13 protein-coding genes are annotated in these 17,052 nt (G+C 66.0%); 10 read left to right on the top strand and 3 right to left on the bottom strand.

Annotated features, from left to right (window positions below):
- Nucleotides 1-21: 21 nt before the first annotated feature.
- Nucleotides 22-1,581: a threonine ammonia-lyase, biosynthetic gene (gene ilvA, locus ACPFMA_RS13860; RefSeq protein WP_425930527.1), complete on the bottom strand. Its 1,560-nt coding sequence runs from the start codon at nucleotides 1,579-1,581 to the stop codon at nucleotides 22-24.
- Nucleotides 1,582-1,912: 331 nt separating this feature from the next.
- Here ilvA and wecB point away from each other — a divergent pair, with 331 nt between their 5' ends.
- From wecB to ACPFMA_RS13835, 5 genes are all read left to right on the top strand, one after another.
- Complete coding sequence (gene wecB, locus ACPFMA_RS13855; RefSeq protein WP_425930597.1) at nucleotides 1,913-3,067, top strand: non-hydrolyzing UDP-N-acetylglucosamine 2-epimerase; 1,155 nt, start codon at nucleotides 1,913-1,915, stop codon at nucleotides 3,065-3,067.
- The gene (nrfB, locus tag ACPFMA_RS13850; RefSeq protein WP_425930526.1) at nucleotides 3,064-5,238 is read left to right on the top strand and encodes a cyclic di-3',5'-guanylate-activated glycosyltransferase NrfB; all 2,175 of its coding nucleotides are present in this window, start codon (nucleotides 3,064-3,066) and stop codon (nucleotides 5,236-5,238) included. The genes wecB and nrfB overlap by 4 nt, the downstream gene beginning before the upstream one ends.
- Nucleotides 5,235-8,372 (top strand): NfrA family protein, encoded by a 3,138-nt coding sequence (locus ACPFMA_RS13845; RefSeq protein WP_425930525.1) that lies wholly within the window; start codon nucleotides 5,235-5,237, stop codon nucleotides 8,370-8,372. The genes nrfB and ACPFMA_RS13845 overlap by 4 nt, the downstream gene beginning before the upstream one ends.
- Entirely contained in the window at nucleotides 8,372-9,205 is an 834-nt protein-coding gene (locus ACPFMA_RS13840; protein WP_425930524.1) for a DUF4434 domain-containing protein, read from the top strand. Before ACPFMA_RS13845 ends, ACPFMA_RS13840 begins: the two co-directional genes overlap by 1 nt.
- Before the next feature lie 124 nt (nucleotides 9,206-9,329).
- Nucleotides 9,330-10,421, top strand: a complete 1,092-nt coding sequence (locus ACPFMA_RS13835) for a GGDEF domain-containing protein (RefSeq protein WP_425930523.1) — start codon at nucleotides 9,330-9,332, stop codon at nucleotides 10,419-10,421.
- 12 nt (nucleotides 10,422-10,433) lie between these two features.
- Here ACPFMA_RS13835 and paaX read toward each other — a convergent pair whose 3' ends face one another.
- Nucleotides 10,434-11,357 carry a phenylacetic acid degradation operon negative regulatory protein PaaX gene (paaX, locus tag ACPFMA_RS13830; protein ID WP_420056556.1) on the bottom strand — a complete coding sequence of 308 codons (924 nt, stop codon included), beginning with the start codon at nucleotides 11,355-11,357 and terminating at the stop codon, nucleotides 10,434-10,436.
- Nucleotides 11,358-11,433: 76 nt separating this feature from the next.
- Nucleotides 11,434-12,033, bottom strand: coding sequence for a phenylacetic acid degradation protein PaaY (gene paaY / locus ACPFMA_RS13825; protein ID WP_425930522.1), 600 nt, complete (start codon nucleotides 12,031-12,033; stop codon nucleotides 11,434-11,436).
- Between the two features lie 238 nt (nucleotides 12,034-12,271).
- On the opposite strand from paaY, the gene paaF reads away from it, so the two are divergent.
- The 5 genes from paaF to pcaF are packed head-to-tail and all read left to right on the top strand — an operon-like array spanning nucleotide 12,272 to nucleotide 17,025.
- On the top strand, nucleotides 12,272-13,042 hold the full coding sequence (paaF, locus tag ACPFMA_RS13820) for a 2,3-dehydroadipyl-CoA hydratase PaaF (RefSeq protein WP_425930521.1): 771 nt from the start codon (nucleotides 12,272-12,274) through the stop codon (nucleotides 13,040-13,042).
- Nucleotides 13,043-13,070: 28 nt separating this feature from the next.
- The gene (paaG, locus tag ACPFMA_RS13815; RefSeq protein ID WP_420056558.1) at nucleotides 13,071-13,862 is read left to right on the top strand and encodes a 2-(1,2-epoxy-1,2-dihydrophenyl)acetyl-CoA isomerase PaaG; all 792 of its coding nucleotides are present in this window, start codon (nucleotides 13,071-13,073) and stop codon (nucleotides 13,860-13,862) included.
- Nucleotides 13,863-13,866: 4 nt separating this feature from the next.
- The gene (paaH, locus tag ACPFMA_RS13810; protein WP_425930520.1) at nucleotides 13,867-15,384 is read left to right on the top strand and encodes a 3-hydroxyacyl-CoA dehydrogenase PaaH; all 1,518 of its coding nucleotides are present in this window, start codon (nucleotides 13,867-13,869) and stop codon (nucleotides 15,382-15,384) included.
- Nucleotides 15,377-15,817 (top strand): hydroxyphenylacetyl-CoA thioesterase PaaI, encoded by a 441-nt coding sequence (gene paaI / locus ACPFMA_RS13805; RefSeq protein WP_009398376.1) that lies wholly within the window; start codon nucleotides 15,377-15,379, stop codon nucleotides 15,815-15,817. The genes paaH and paaI overlap by 8 nt, the downstream gene beginning before the upstream one ends.
- Nucleotides 15,814-17,025 (top strand): 3-oxoadipyl-CoA thiolase, encoded by a 1,212-nt coding sequence (gene pcaF / locus ACPFMA_RS13800; protein ID WP_420056560.1) that lies wholly within the window; start codon nucleotides 15,814-15,816, stop codon nucleotides 17,023-17,025. The genes paaI and pcaF overlap by 4 nt, the downstream gene beginning before the upstream one ends.
- Nucleotides 17,026-17,052: the final 27 nt, after the last annotated feature.

Genomic DNA, 17,052 nt, shown 5'->3' with positions numbered 1-17,052 from the left:
AGGTGTTGATCCAGGACAACCTCAGCCAAGGAACAGGCGATAAGCCGGATTATCGGTCTCGTCCCAGTAGCGATACCCCATGGCATCGAGCAGGCCCGGCAGGTCGGCACGCTCGTCCGCCGGCACTTCGAGGGCGGCGAACACCCGGGCATCGGCGGCGCCATGGTTGCGGTAGTGGAACAGGCTGATGTTCCAACGCTTGCCAAGGCTCTCCAGGAAGCCCAGCAGCGCCCCCGGCCGCTCGGGGAACTCGAAGCGCAGCACGCGCTCCTCGGCGCCCGGCCCGGCATGGCCGCCGACGGTATGGCGGATATGCAGCTTGGCCAGTTCGTTGTCGGTCAGGTCGAGCACCTCGTAGCCCTGCTCGCACAGGCTGGCGACCAAGGCCTCGCGCGGGTCGGTCAGCGGATGGGTCTGGACCCCGACAAACAGCCGCGCCTCCTTGCCCGGGTGGTAGCGGTAGTTGAACTCGGTGATCTGGCGCCGCCCCAGGGCCTGGCAGAAGGCGCGGAAGCTGCCCGGGCGCTCGGGGATGGTCACCGCGATCACCGCCTCGCGCTGCTCGCCCAGTTCGGCGCGCTCGGCAACATGGCGCAGGCGGTCAAAATTGACATTGGCGCCGGAATCGATCGCCACCAGGGTCTGGCCCTGCACGCCCCGGGCGGCCACGTACTTCTTGATTCCGGCCACGGCGAGCGCTCCCGACGGCTCGGTGATGGAGCGGGTGTCGTCGTAGATATCCTTGATCGCTGCACAGAGTTCGTCGCTGCTGACGGTGATCACTTCGTCCACGTAATGCCGGCAGATATCGAAACAGTGGGCGCCGATCTGCGCCACCGCCACGCCATCGGCGAAGGTCCCGACCTGGGCCAGCACCACTCGCTCGCCGGCCGCCAGGGCGGCTTGCAGGCAGTTGGAATCCTGCGGCTCGACACCGATCACCTTGACCTCGGGGCGCAGGTATTTGACGTAGGCGGCGATCCCCGAGATCAGCCCACCGCCGCCCACCGGGACGAAGATGGCATCCAGCGCGCCGGGTTGCTGGCGCAGGATTTCCATGGCGACGGTGCCCTGCCCGGCGATCACATCCTGGTCGTCGAAGGGCGGGACGAAGGTCGCGCCATCGCGCTGGGCCAGGTGCAAGGCATGGGCCAGGGCGCGCGGAAAGGCATCGCCATGCAGCACCACATGGCCGCCCCGGGAGCGCACGCCTTCGACCTTCAGCGCCGGGGTGGTCTCGGGCATGACGATGGTCGCCACGATGCCCAGTTCGCGGGCGGCCAGGGCGACGCCCTGGGCATGGTTGCCGGCGGATGCGGTGATCACGCCGCGGGCACGCTGCTCGGGGCTCAGGCGGCTGAGACGGGTGTAGGCGCCGCGGATCTTGAAGGAAAAGGTCGGTTGCAGGTCCTCGCGCTTGAGCAGGACATGGTTGCCCAGGTGCGCGGACAGGGCCCGGGCCGGCTGCAACGGGGTTTCGATGGCCAGGTCGTACACCGGGGCGGACAGGATGCGACGCACATAGTCCGACAGCAGGTTCGGTGCGCCGAGGCTAGGGGGGCTTACGGTGAGACTGGTCATCGATGACTCCTGGTCTTTTGCAAGGGCCCGGGAGTCGAGAAAGAAAAAACCCGCCTCCAGGGCGGGTTAGGTGCAGCTGCCAGCTAGCCCGCCAATCGGATAATGGCGGTAATAATGCTGTGGGCTGGCAGGTGCTGGAATGTGTTCATGCCAGCGAAGCTAGCGAAAGCGTCCTGCCAAGTCAACGATTGATTCGAAAGATTGCCAACGGCCCGCAATATCCCTCTTGCCGTATTGGACAACCCACAAGTCCCCTGCTTGTATCAAATCCTGCACCCATGCACGCCCGTATGACTCGAAACCTCAGAGGGACCGGACCATGAGCGAAGGAATGCCGTACAAAGTCATGATGGTGTTCGGCACCCGCCCGGAAGCGATCAAGATGGCGCCGCTGGCCCGGGTCCTGCGTGAATGGCCGGATATCGACCTGAGCATCTGCTCCACCGGCCAGCACCGCGAAATGCTCCAGCAGGTGCTAAACGACTTCGGCCTGCATGTCGACGAAGACCTGCAGGTGATGACCCAGAACCAGACCCTGAACAGCCTGTCCCAGCAATTGCTGGCGCATATCGATGCCGCCTACGAGCGGATCCGGCCGCGCATCGTGCTGGTCCACGGCGACACCACCACCAGCTTCATCGCCGCCCTGGCCGCCTTCAACCGGCAGATCCCCATTGCCCATGTCGAGGCCGGCCTGCGCACCGGCAACCTGCGCCAGCCCTGGCCGGAGGAGGCCAACCGGCGCCTTACCGGGGTGATCGCCGACCTGCACTTCCCGCCCACCAAGGACGCGCGTGACAACCTGCTGCGTGAGGGCGTGCCCCTTGAGCATCTTGAAGTTACCGGCAACACGGTGATCGACGCCCTGCTGTGGATGCGCGATCACCTCAAGCACAGCCAATGGCACCCGGCCCCGGAATCGCCCCTGAGCAAGCTGCGCGATGACCAGCGCCTGATCCTGATTACCGGCCACCGCCGGGAAAACTTCGGCCCCGGCTTCGAGCGCATCTGCCTGGCCCTGGCCGAGCTTGCCCTGCGCTATCCGGACGTGCAGTTCGTCTACCCGGTGCACCTCAACCCGCAAGTCCAGAAGGCGGTGTACTCGGTGCTGTCGAACCAGCCGAATATCCACCTCGTCGCCCCGCAGGACTACCAGCACTTCGTCTGGCTGATGGACCGCGCCTACCTGATCCTCACCGACTCCGGCGGCGTCCAAGAGGAGGCTCCGGCGCTGGGCAAGCCGGTGCTGGTGCTGCGCAAGGTCACCGAACGCCCGGCCGTGCTCGAAGGGGGCACGGTGATCCTGGTCGGCACCCAGACCGAACGCATCATCAAGGAAACCCGGCAATTGCTCGATGACCCGGACACCTACCAACGCATGAGCAAAGTGTTCTTCCCCGTTGGAGACGGCCGTGCCAGCGAGCGCATCGCCGAACGACTGAGCCGCTGGCTCGAGGAAAACGCCGACGGGCGCCACGACTCATGAGCCTGTTCTGGGTCGATGTCCTCACCTATGTCCTCTACGGCCTGAAATGGCTGGCGATCATCCTCGCCACGCTGATGTTCATCCTCGGCCTGGATGACCTGTTCATCGATATCGTCTATTGGGTACGCAAGCTGGTACGCAGCTTCAGGGTCTACGGCAAGCACGAACATGCCGACGAAAAGCGCCTGTTCGAGGTGCAGGAAAAGCCCCTGGCGATCATGGTTCCCGCCTGGAACGAGGTTGGCGTGGTCGGCGAAATGGCACGCCTGGCGGCCTCGACCCTGGACTACGAGAACTACCAGATCTTCGTCGGCACCTACCCCAACGACCCGCAGACCCAGGCCGACGTCGATGCCGTGTGCCTGCACTATCCCAACGTGCACAAGGTGGTCTGCGCCCGCCCCGGCCCGACCAGCAAGGCCGATTGCCTGAACAACGTGATCGACGCCATCCTGCGCTTCGAACGGGACGCCCGCATCGAATTCGCCGGTTTCATCCTGCATGACGCCGAAGACGTGATCTCGCCCATGGAACTGCGCCTGTTCAACTACCTGTTGCCGGCCAAGGACATGATCCAGATCCCGGTCTATCCCTTCGCCCCGGAGTGGCGCGGCTTCACCGCTGGGCACTATGTCGACGAGTTCGCCGAGAACCATGGCAAGGATGTGATCGTGCGCGAGGCCCTGACCGGCCAGGTGCCCAGCGCCGGGGTCGGCACCTGCTTCAGCCGCCGCGCCATCGGCGCCCTGCTCGAAGACGGCGACGGCATCGCCTTCGACGTGCAGAGCCTCACCGAGGACTACGACATCGGCTTCCGCCTCAAGCAGAAAGGCATGAAGTGCATCTTCGCCCGCTATTCCATCAGCGATCCGGAACTGGCCCTGGAGCGGGTCTGGGCGCCCGGCATGAGCAAGGCGTTCGCCCAGGTGATCTGCGTGCGCGAGCACTTCCCGCGGGACTGGCAGCACGCGATCCGGCAAAAATCGCGCTGGATCGTCGGCATCGTCTTCCAGGGCACCAGCAACCTCGGCTGGAGCCGCAAGGGCGCGCTCAACTACTTCCTGTGGCGCGACCGCCGTGGCCTGTTCGCCTACCTGCTGAGTTTCCTGGTCAACCTGCTGCTCCTGGTACTGCTGAGCATGTGGCTGATCACCTGGTTGTTCCCCGAAGCCTGGCGCTTCCCGTCGATCCTCGAAGGCAGCCAGTTGCTGACCACCCTGCTCTGGCTCAACGGTTTCCTCCTGCTCAACCGCCTGTTCCAGCGCGCCTGGTTCGTCACCCGCTACTACGGGATTTTCGAGGGCCTGCTGTCGGCACCACGGATGATGTGGAGCAACTTCGTGAATTTCTTCGCCAATATCCGCGCCCTGCGCCAGGTCCTGGAAATGGGCGACTCGCGGCGGGTTGCCTGGGACAAGACCACCCATGAATTCCCTGCCCTCGCGGCGCCCGCGCGTACTCCGCTGGGCCGGCGCCTGATCGACAAAGGGCTGATCACCGAGGACCAACTGCAAGCTGCGATCACCACCCCGGAGCGTCGCCGCCTTGGCCGCGAACTGCTGGTGCGTGGGCTGATCAGCAGCGAACAGCTGGTGGAAACCCTGGCCGAACAGCTGGACCTGCCCTGGGCCCCGCTGGACCCGTTCAATATCGATCCGCACCTGATCGCCCAACTGCCGCGCAAGATCGCCATGCACTACGGCGTGCTGCCCGTCGAGGAACACGGCCAGGCCCTGGTCCTGGCCAGTGAAAGCCCGGTCAGCCAGGTATCCCTGGGCGCCATCGCCCGCCACCTGAAGCGCCCGGTGAGCTGCCGCCTGGCGCCTCAGGGACGGGTCACCCTGGGCCTGCGCTATCACTACCCCAGCCCCTGGCAGAAGGAGGAAACCCGGCAGATGCTCCAGGTCCTGGAACGGCACAAGGACGATGCCGCGCTGATCGAACGGGTCAGCCGCCACCAGGTGCTGCTCGGCACGCTCCTGCAAACCCGCGGCATGGTGCCGACCACCCTGTTCAACCAGGTGATGATCGACTTCGACCCGGAGCAAGTGAGCCTGGGCGACTACCTGATCGAACGGGGCATCATCACCGAACAGGTGCTCAAGGAAGCCCTGGCCGAACAGGCGACGGAGCAGCAAGCGGCGTACAGCATCGTCCGGGAGGTGGCATGAAGCAGCCCGTGCCCTTGCTCCTGGCCTGCCTGCTGGCTTGCAGCGCCAGCGTTGCCGCACCGATGAGCGATTTCGAGCGTTTCCGCAGCTTCCCCTACATGGACCGCAGCTACCGCGAAGCGAAGAACCAGAACTGGGCGGAGGTGGAGCGCCTCACCCGCTACCTGCTGGACAAGGTGCCGAACAACGACGAGGCACGCAGCCTGCTGATCCAGGCCCTGGCCCACCAGAAACGCTATGACGAGGCCGAGCGGATGGCCGCCGCCCAAGGCAAGGACAGCCAGCAGTTGCTGGAGCTGCGCCTGATCCGGATCGAGGAAAACCCGCCCGAAGCCTCGGTGGTCGAAGGCTGGATGAACGACAGCCAGATCAGCCCGCGCATCCGCCTGCGCCAGGCCTACAGCCTGAGCCTGGGCAAGCACTACGGCCCGCAGAAGGCCCTCGACTGGCTGAACCAGCTGCGCCCGGCCGGCGACGACAATATCCTGCGCCAGTCCCGGGCCAACTGGGCCGAGCAGGTCGGCGACTGGAACGAGACCGTAGCGCAACTGGCGCCGTTGGCAGCGAAGGGGCAACTGCAGGCCGATGACTGGCAGCGCCTGGCCAACGCCTACGTGCAGCGTCTCGACGAAGCGCCCTTGCAGCAATTGCTGGACAAGGCGCCCTCGGCGGAAGCCGCGCACAGGACCCGCCTGGCCATGGTCGACCGCGCCTTCGCCGAGGGCCATGAACAACAGGCCCGGCGCTGGTTGCAAACGCTGCCGCAGGCCGACCGCGAGCGGCCGCAGTACCGCCAGCAACTGCTGGAACTGGCCCGGCAAAGCGAAGATGGCGCGCTGGTTCGGGCGCTTAGCAACGACCTGGACAAGCCGTGCCTGGAAACTGCCGAATGGCTATCGCGCAACGATCCGCCGCACGCCCTCGATCAGTTGCGTCAATGCCGCGCCGAGGATGATCCGAAGACCTGGCTGATCCTCGCCCAGCGCCTGCATGCCGATGATCTGTTGCAAAGCCGGCGCCTGCCCCAGCCGTGGGACAGCCAGCGCCAGCAACGCCTGCTGGAAGTCTGGCGCGAGCAAGGCAAGACCCGGCAGATCATGGACTGGCTGGCCGCCCAGCCACAGACCCCGGCGATTCTCCAGCAACGCGCGCAATTGCTGGAAGGCAGCGGCAAGGGCCGTGATGCCAGCGCCGCATGGGAAAGCCTCTATCGCCAGACTGGCAGCCTCGACGCACTGAACCAGGCCACCTATCTGATGCTGAACGCCGGGCGCAAGCATGAGGCCCTGTCGCTGCTGGAACAGGCGTGGGACCGCCATCAGGGACGCCTGTCCGCCCCGCTGCTGCAACGCCTGGCCGGGCTCTACAGCCAGGCCGATGTTCCTCTGGACAGCCGTCGTGCCGTCGCCCTGATCCCGCGGGTGGATGCCGCCAGCCGTGGCCTGGTGCTGGCTCGCCTTGCCGAGAGCGGCCAGTGCGACGCGGTGCGCGCAGCCATTCTTGCCGAACCCAAGGAACCGGGGCAACTGCGGGCGCTGGGACGTTGCGCCATGCCTGAGTATCCTGGCGAAGCAGTGGTCTACTACCAGGCCGCCGAGCGCCTGGGCGATCGCGGCAGCCGCCTGCCCCTGGCCTATGCCCTCGAAGCGGGCGGTGATGCAGCCGGCGCCCAGCGCATCTTCGACAGCCTGGCGCCTGCCGAATGGACCGACAACGCTCGCCTGACCGCCGCGCAAAGCGCCCTGAACGCCGGCAACCCCGAACGGGCCGAACAGCACTGGCGGCGTGCCGCGCACCCCGGTGCCGATGACTGGGCCCTGGGTGCGACCATCGCCGAACGCCGCGGCGATCTGCCCCAGTCCCTGGAGCGGCGCCGCCAGGCCCTGCAGCACCAGCCGCGTGCCGAGCACTACTACGACGCCTCGATCACCGCGCAGAAAGCCGGCGATATGGCCCAGAGCAGCGCCTGGCTGGCCGAAGCCGTGCGCCTGGCCCCGGACCAGCCGCGCTACCGCGCCGACTACGGCATGCGCCTGGCCGGCAGCGACGACAAGGCCGTGCGCCGCCAGTCCATCCCCTACCTGGAACAGGCCACCCGCAGCTTCCCCGAGGACTACCGTATCGGCGAAACCCTGGCCTGGCGCTACGACGAGGTCGAAGACAGCGCCGCCGCACGCCAGGAACTGCGCCGGGTGCTGGATGTGGAACAGGACCTGGTCGATGGCGACGACGAGTACGGCAGCCTGGAAGCACGCAAATTCCGCCAGCGCCGCGCCCACGAAACCCTGTCGCGACGCGACACCGTGACCCTGGCCAGCACCTGGTCGCCGGCCGGCGCCTCGACCAACGACAACTTCCGTGCGAGCGACAATCCGCAGCGCCGCGCGCAATCGCAGAACGTACAAGTAGCCATGTGGGACCACGCCCTGGGCGACGAACCGAGCCGCAACGGCAGTACCCTTTCGGTCTATGGCCGGGTCCTGTTCGGCGGCAGCGGGCGCAGTGACTACGCGCAAAGCATGGGTACCGGCATCGGCCTGCGCTGGAAGCCGCTGGGCAATGCCAACCTCAACCTGTACAGCGAGCTGTACCACCAGCGCGAGATCGACGACAGCCACTACGACAGCCTCAGCCTCGGCCAACTGTTCAGCCCGGCGAAGGTCGGACGCAACTGGCGCGACCTGCGCAGCCATGCCTCGAGCAGCAACGACCTGCTGCTGCGCGCCACCGCCTCGTTCTTCGACCAGGGCGACTACCGTGCCGACTGGCGGGTCGACGAGGATGACTGGAACGAACGCTTCCTCTACCTCGATGCCGCCTGGTGGACCCGGGCCGGCGATCACCAGTGGCTATCGCGCTACCAGCAGGGCCACACCTGGAAGCTCGACACCCGTTCGCCGCAAACCGTCATGCCCTACGGCTTCCTCGAATTCGGCAGCCAGGACCCGGACAACGACTGGCGCCAGGACCTGCGCGCCGGTATCGGCCTGCGCTGGCAATGGTGGTTCGATGACGACAGGTACAACGCCTACCGTGGCTCGCTGAAGGTACGCACCGAGTACCAGCAGGGCCTGGGCGGCAATCTGTACGAACGCGCCAATGGCGTGCTGCTGGGCGTGGAGCTGACCTTCTGATGCGCCGGATCCTGTTCTTCCTGCTGCTGGTCTGCCTGCCGGTCGCTGCCGACCAGCGGGTAATCTATCAACCCCAAAGCCGCGACGCCGTGCTCAGCGCCGGGCAATGGCGCCAGCTATGGCACGACACGGTAGCCAATGGCGGCAAGACCCTGATCGTGCAATGGACCCGCTATGGCGACGAACGCTTCGGCGGCGCCGGGGGCTGGCTTGCGGCGAGCCTTAAGGAGGCCCATGCCCAGGGGCTGGAGCTGGTGGTCGGGTTGTACCTGGACAGCGCTTATTACACCCGGATCAACGAACTGGATGCCAGCGGCCTGGCGGCCTACTGGAAGTCGCAACTGGGTGACTCCCTCGCCCAGCAGCGTGAGGTGCGCCGGTGGGGCCTGTCGGTGGCGGGCTGGTACCTGCCGATGGAGCTGGATGACCTGCATTTCCAGGCCGCCGATCGGCGGGAGGCGCTCTTCGTTCAGTTGCAGGCCTTCAACCGCAAGCTCGATGCGCCGCTGCACCTCAGTGCATTCACGACCGGCAAGCTGGCGCCCGGGGTGCAGGCCGAATGGTTCGCACGCTTGACGGGGCTGAACCTGAAGCTTTGGTGGCAGGATGGCAACGGCACCCGACGCCTGCCGCCGCTGGTACGGGACAGCTATGCCAGGGCGCTGCCCTGCACGGTAGGGATCATTCGCGAAGCGTTTCGCCAGGTCAGTGCCGAGGGGCAGCCGTTTCGTGCAGTGCCGCAGCAGCCGGCGCTGCAGGACGGCTGTCATGAGCAGGCGGTGTTTGCCTTGAACTACCGGCCGTGGGCGAAGGTATTGCCCAGCTCTCAATAGCGACACGGAACCCTGTGGGAGCGGGTTCACCCGCGATTGCGTCGGTGAATTCGCTAACGTAATCGCGGGTAAACCCGCTCCCACAGGGTTCCGTGTCGCTTCTCGAACCTGTAACGGACGCAGCATGTACAAAACCATAGAAAACCAGGTCCGCCATCGCTCCGCATCACCCTCGGTACGCGCCGAATTCCGCCAGCACGACTTCGAGCGCCTGCGGCATTTCTGCATCCTGGTGTTCTGCCTGAGCATCGGCATCTGGATCCTCTTCGACCTGCTGGTGAGCTTTATCGGCCACCAGGGTTTTTCCTGGCGCTCGATGGTGTTGATCTGCGCCATGGCCATCCTCGCGGTGATCCTGCTGTTCGTGCGCCAGGCCGAGCATTTCAACTGGCTCAACCTGTTCTTCGTCAGCCTCATGGCCTTCGCCGTACGCATGGTGGTCGACGGCACGCCCGAAGCCCACCAGCCCGCCTGGCTGATCATGGCGGCTTCGAGCATCCTCTACTCGACGTCCGTGCTGCCGGTACGGCGTTGGTCGTTCTTTTGCTCGGCATTGATCACCTGGCTGCTGCTCAATCCGTTCCAGGCCGAAGGCAACGAGGTTTTCGACCTGCACGGCCTGATGATCATCAGCTACGCCGCCTTCATCACCGGCCTGACCTTCTACAGCTACATCGTCCAGCGCCAGGCCAAATTGCAGAATTTCCACATGTCGCGCCTGCTGCTGGACCAGGCCTATATCGATGTACTCACCGAAATCCCCAACCGCCGCTCGTTCGTGGCCCAGGCCGAGCGGCATATGCACGACGACAATCCGGGCGCGGGGCGCTACCTGGCGATGATCGACGTGGACAATTTCAAGAAGGTCAACGACCAGTTCGGCCACGACAGCGGCGACGTGGTACTCAAGCGCATCGCCGGCATTATCAGGGCGAGCATGGGCGAGTTCGTTTATGCGCGCCTGGGTGGCGAGGAATTCGTGGTCTACCTGTGGGGTCTGGACCAGGCCGCCACCGAGGCGCGGTTGGCGGCGCTGTGCTCACTGGTCCGGGAAACACCAGGGGAACATCCGGTGACAGTGAGCATCGGCCTGACCCGCATGGACGCCGGGGACAGCCTGGGCCAAGCCTTGGGGCGGGCGGATGCAGCGCTGTATGAAGCCAAGCGGACAGGGAAGGATCGGTATGTGCTTTGGAGGCCAGCACAGTCCCTGTAGCGTCGTGGCAACTTAGCCAAGACCACCAAAGCGCTTGTAGAACCCCTCGCTGACCGCAGGCAACGGCCCGTCCGCCGTCTCCATCGCGGCCTCCAGCCACCGTTCCGCCGGCCCCTGGATCAGCCGATAGAGGTTGCGGCACAACTGGCGCGCGGCGCGGCCTTCCCAATCACCGGGAAGCAGCTCGTCCGGCAATTGCGGGTCGCGCAGGAGCAGCTTGCGGTATTCGTGGATCAGCAGCACCCGGGCCAGGAAACAGGCCTTGGGATCAAGGCTGCCCTGGTCCTTCAGCACCTGCCACAGCGGCCGGAACAACTGGATGAACTCGCTGTAGTGACTCGCCAGTTCATCGATCTTCCAGCTTTCCCGTACCTGCGCGCGCAAGGCCTTGGACGCCAGCACATCCTGCGCGGTGGTTTCGAAGAGAATGGTTTCTTCCTGGGCGCCGAGGTCCTGCAGGGTGGCGTTGATATCGGCACGGTCGCAGCGCGGGCAGCCGAGCACGCCCGGGGAGATGGCGCCGAAGCCCTGCCATTCGAGTTCCTCGCGGACCTGCTTGCGCTTGTCCTGGGGCAACTGGGTCAGTACCGCCAGGCACCAGGAACCGTCCCATGCCGGCGGGTTGGCCGCATAGACGCGCTTGAAGGCTTTTTCGAAACGCCGCCGGCCGGTGCCGGTGAGGCTGTAGTAGCTGCGTCGGCCGACCTTTTCCGCGGTCAGCCAGTTTTCCTTGGTCAGGCGGAAGATCGAGGTGCGGATCAGGCGTTCGTTGATGCCCATGGGCTCCAGCAACTGGATCAGGCTGCCGAGCCACACCGTACCGCCCCGAGGTTCGATGGCGTCGCCATAAAGGGTGATGATCAGGGAGCTGGCGCGAATCGGGGTTTGTTGCTGGAAACGCTCGATCAGGTGGTCCAGGGGTGTGAGCGACGACATAGGCGATCCGCTTGAAAAAGAAAGGAATATACCCCCGCGCCCTCGGCATGACCATGCTCCGGGCGCGCGGGTACGCTCAAGCACCGCCGGGCAGTTTCGGCCGCACCGCGTCGTCACGATAGCGTCCGCGCCCGGCCTCGACCTCGGTCAGCGGCGCGCATTCGTGCAGGGTTTCCAGGCAGCGCCGGGTCAGTTGCTGGTAGGCACGGGTACCGGTCTGCTTCCAGGCCACCTCGTCGTCACTGAGACGCCGGGTGACCTTGGCCGGCGAGCCGAGCACCAGGGACTGCTCTTCGCACTGGAAGCCCGCCTTGACCAGGGCGCCGGCCGATACGATACAACGCGGCGCGATCCGCGCATTGTCGAGAATCACCGCATTCATGCCGATCAGCGCGTCCTCGCCGACCACGCAACCGTGCAGCACCGCGCCGTGGCCGACATGGCCGTTGCGCTCGACCACCGTGTCGCTGGCGGGGAAGCCGTGCATCACGCAGGTGTCCTGCAGGTTGGCGCCCTCCTCCAGGACGATACGTCCAAAGTCGCCGCGCAATGCCGCCAGGGGCCCGACATAGCACTGCGGGCCGATGATCACATCGCCGATCAGCACTGCCGAGGGATGCACATAGGCGGTGGGGTGAACCACCGGGGTCAGGCCATCGATACTGTAACAAGCCATGAGAAATTTCCTCGAAAACGATACGCATCAGGCACGCATGGAGAAACCCTTGTTAGCAGTTTCACCCAGCAATAACGGTGAATCCTCAAAATAGCACCTAGCCATTAGACACGTTTTTTATTATTAATGTTGTTTTTCTGTATCGCATTATGCCTATACTCTGGCGAAAGGGCCAAGCAGCCCGTCCAATAAAAAACGCCGGCCCCGAGGCCAGGCGAGCCTTGCGAGGAACGACGTCATGCCGCACACCCTTGAGGTGCAGGCGCATCAGGCGGTAACCCTGATCACCCTGCATCGTCCGCAAGCACTGAACGCCCTGACCACCGAACTGCTGGGTGAACTGGCGGCAGAACTGCAGCGTTGCGCCGAGGACCCAGCCGTGCGCGCCGTGGTCATCACCGGCAGCCGCAAGGCCTTCGCCGCAGGCGCCGACCTCAACGAAATGGCCGAGCGCGACCTGGTCGGCATGCTCGACGACCCGCGCCAGCAGCATTGGCAGCAGATCACCCGCTTCGCCAAACCACTGATCGCCGCCGTCAACGGCTACGCTCTCGGCGGCGGCTGCGAGCTGGCCATGCACGCCGATATCCTTATTGCCGGCAGCGACGCCCGCTTCGGCCAGCCGGAGATCAACCTGGGGATCATGCCCGGCGCTGGCGGCACCCAGCGCCTGCTGCACGCGGTGGGCAAGTCGCTGGCAATGCAGATGGTCCTCACCGGCGAGGCCATCAGCGCCCTCCGCGCCCTCGAGGCCGGCCTCGTCAGCGAAATCACCCAACCGGAATTCACCGTCGAACGCGCCCTGCAGATTGCCCGGCACATCGCCGACAAAGCACCCCTGGCGGTGCGTCTGGCCAAGGAAGCCGTGCTCAAGGCCCAGGACCTGGACCTTGCCAGCGGCCTGCGCTTCGAACGTCACGCTTTCACCCTGCTGGCCGGCACCGCCGACCGCAACGAAGGCATCCGCGCCTTCCAGGAAAAACGCCGCGCCGACTTCCACGGCCGCTAAGCCCCCTTTCGCCACCGAGGACAGCCTCATGAGCTTCCAGCACATCCTGTTTTCCATCGAGACCGGGGTCGCCACCCTGTGCCTCAACCGCCCGGAGCAACTGAACAGCTTCAACACCCTGATGCACCAGGAAGTGCGCGAGGCGCTGAAGGTCGTGCAGAACGATGCCGGGGTTCGGGTCCTCCTGCTGACCGGTGAAGGCCGCGGCTTCTGCGCCGGCCAGGACCTGAGCGAGCGCAATGTTGCCCCCGGCGCCGAGGTGCCCGACCTGGGCCTGTCCATCGAGCGTTTCTACAATCCGCTGATCCGCACCCTGCGCGAGCTGCCGATCCCGGTGATCTGCGCGGTCAACGGCGTGGCGGCCGGAGCCGGGGCGAATATCCCGCTGGCCTGCGACCTGGTCATCGCCGCGCGTTCGGCCAGCTTTATCCAGGCCTTCTGCAAGATCGGCCTGATCCCGGATTCCGCCGGCACCTGGGCCTTGCCGCGGCTGGTCGGCATGGCCCGGGCCAAGGCCCTGACCTTGCTGGGCGAACGCTTGTCGGCCGAGCAGGCGCTGGAATGGGGCCTTATCTACAAGGTGGTGGACGACGCCGAACTGCGCGATCAGGCCATCGCCCTCGCCCGCCAGCTGGCGACCCAGCCCACCTACGGCCTGGGCCTGATCAAGCGCAGCCTGCATGCCAGCCTGGACAACAGCTTCGAGGAACAACTGATGCTGGAGCGCGACCTGCAGCGCCTGGCCGGGCGCAGCGAGGACTATCGCGAAGGCGTGGCCGCCTTCGTGGAAAAACGCACGCCGGCGTTCAAGGGGTATTGAGGCGATGAGTGCACTGGACAACAACGTGACGGTGGCGGTGATCGGCGCCGGGGCCATGGGCGCGGGGATCGCCCAGGTTGCCGCGAGTGCCGGGCACCGGGTCTGGCTCCATGACAATCGCCCGGGCGCTGCCGCCCAGGCCATCGAAGGCATCGGCAAACAACTGGGCAAGCGCGTCGCCAACGGCAAGCTGAGCGTGCAGGCCCGGGATGCCTGCCTGTCCGCCCTGCGTCCGGCCGACAGCCTGGAGCAACTGGCGGACGCCGGACTGGTGATCGAGGCCATCGTCGAGAACCTGGAAATCAAGCAAGCGCTGCTGGCGCGGCTGGAAGCGCTGTGCACTGCGGACTGCATCCTTGCCAGCAACACCTCGTCGATCTCCATCACCCGCCTCGGCGCCGGTATGCAGCGGCCGCAGCGGCTGGTGGGCATGCACTTCTTCAACCCGGCCCCGGTCATGCAACTAGTGGAAGTGATCCAGGGGCTCGCCAGCGATGCCGATGTCGTCGCCACGGTCCTCGCCACTGCCCAGGCCTGGGGCAAGAAGCCGGTATTGGCGCGCTCGACCCCAGGTTTTATAGTCAATCGCGTGGCCCGGCCTTTCTATGCCGAGAGCCTGCGCCTGCTGCAGGAAGGCGTTGCCGACTGCGCCAGCCTCGACGCCGTGCTGCGCGAGGCAGGTGGCTTCGCCATGGGCGCCTTCGAACTGACCGACCTGATCGGGCACGACGTCAACTATGCGGTGACCAACTCGGTGTTCGATGCCTATTACCAGGACATGCGCTTCCAGCCTTCGCTCATTCAGAAGGAACTGGTGGACGCCGGGCATTTCGGGCGCAAGAGCGGACGTGGTTTCTACGATTACCGCGAAGGTGCGCTGCGACCGCAGCCGGCCAGCCTGAACAGCACGGCCGCCGTGCCGGAGGTGATCGTCGAAGGTGATGCCGGGCTATTGCAGCCATTGCTGGAGCGCCTGGCCGAACACCAGGTGAAGATCCACCGCCGCGCCGGGCGTGGCCTGCTGCGCGTTGGTGACGCCATGGTCGCCTTGAGCGACGGTCGCCTCGCCAGCCAGCGCAGTATCGACGAAGGCCTGGAGCAACTGGTGCTGCTGGACTTGGCGCTGGATTACCGCAGCTGTACCCGTCTCGCGCTCGGTTGCTCGGCAGATACCTCGCGCCAAGCGCTGGACCAGGTGGTGGCGCTTCTGCAAAAAGTTGGCATCGCCGCCACCCCGCTGCGAGACAGCCCGGCCCTGTGCGTACTGCGCACCGTCGCCATGCTCGCCAACGAAGCCGCCGATGCCCTGCTGCAAGGCGTGGCCTCGGCGGCGGATATCGACCTGGCCATGCGCGCCGGGGTCAATTACCCGCAGGGGCCGCTGGCCTGGGCCGACCAGCTGGGTGCCGCCACCCTGGTCCGGGTCCTTGACCATCTGCAAGCCGCCTATGGCGAAGAACGCTACCGCCCTTCCCTGCAACTGCGTCGGCAACTGGCCGAAGGAGTGCCCTTTCATGAATGACCGTCTGGATCTGGCCAGCCGCTGCGCCCAGGCCCTGTATGACCGCGATGCCGCCAGCCAGGGCCTGGGCATGCGCCTGCTGGCCAGCGGGCCGGGCAGCGCCACCCTGGGCATGAGCGTGCGCGCCGACATGCTCCAGGGCCATGGCACCTGTCATGGCGGCTTCCTGTTCGCCCTGGCCGACTCGGCCTTCGCCTTTGCCTGCAACAGCCACAACGACGCCACCGTGGCCCAGGGTTGCAGTATCGACTACGTCGCCCCGGCCGTTGCCGGCGACACCCTGACCGCCACCTGCACCGAACTGAGCCGGGGCAAGCGCACCGGGGTCTACGACGTGCGCATCGAAAACCAGCACGGCAAGCTGATCGCCGTGTTTCGTGGCAAGTCCTACCAGATACGCGGCACCGTGCTGCCAGAGGAAACCCTGAAATGAACGACGCCCTGATCATCGATGCCGTACGCACGCCTATCGGCCGTTATGCCGGCGCCCTGAGCACTGTGCGTGCCGACGACCTCGGCGCCATTCCCCTGCGCGCCCTGATGGAACGCCATCCCCAGGTGGATTGGAGCCAGGTCGATGACGTGTTCTATGGCTGCGCCAACCAGGCGGGCGAGGACAACCGCAATGTGGCGCGCATGGCCTCGCTGCTGGCCGGGCTGCCGGTCAGCGTGCCCGGTGTCACGCTTAACCGCCTTTGCGCGTCCGGGCTGGAAGCGGTCGGCGCGGCAGCGCGGGCGATCCGTTGCGGCGAAGCCGGGCTGGTGCTGGCCGGCGGCGTCGAATCGATGTCCCGCGCGCCGTTGGTGATGGGCAAGGCCGAGACCGCCTTTTCCCGCCAGGCCGAGCTGTTCGACACCACCATCGGCTGGCGCTTCGTCAACCCGCTGATGCAACGCCAGTACGGCATCGACAGCATGCCGGAGACCGCCGAGAACGTTGCCGAGCAGTTCGCTATCAGTCGCGCCGACCAGGACGCCTTCGCCCTGCGCAGCCAGCAGCGCGCCGCGGCGGCCCAGGCCAGCAGGCGTCTGGCCGAGGAAATCGTTGCGGTGCGGATTCCCCAGCGCAAGGGGCCGGACACGCTGGTCGAGCACGACGAGCATCCGCGCGGCGACACCACGCTGGAGCAACTTCAGCGCCTTGGCACGCCGTTCCGCGAGGGCGGCAGCATCACCGCCGGGAATGCCTCGGGGGTCAACGACGGCGCCTGCGCCCTGCTCCTCGCCAGCCCTGAAATCGCCAGGCGTTATGGCCTTACGGCCCGAGGCCGGGTGATCGGCATGGCCAGTGCCGGGGTCGAGCCGCGGATCATGGGCATCGGCCCGGTGCCGGCGACGCGCAAGGTACTGGAACTCACCGGCCTGGCCCTGGCCGACATGGACGTGATCGAACTCAACGAAGCCTTCGCTGCCCAGGGCCTGGCCGTGCTGCGGGAGCTGGGGGTGGCCGACGACGATCCGCGGGTCAACCCCAATGGCGGCGCCATCGCCCTCGGTCACCCGCTGGGCATGAGCGGCGCGCGCCTGGTCACCACGGCGCTGCACGAGCTGGAGCGGCGCCAGGGGCGTTATGCCCTGTGCACCCTGTGCATCGGCGTTGGCCAGGGCCTGGCGCTGATCATCGAACGACTCGACCACTGAATACAGAACGCTCACCGGCGCCGGGTT

The sequence above is a fragment of the Pseudomonas sp. NyZ201 genome (assembly GCF_049860765.1).
GTDB lineage: Bacteria > Pseudomonadota > Gammaproteobacteria > Pseudomonadales > Pseudomonadaceae > Aquipseudomonas > Aquipseudomonas bharatica.
This window is presented reverse-complemented; position numbering and strand designations above follow the sequence as displayed.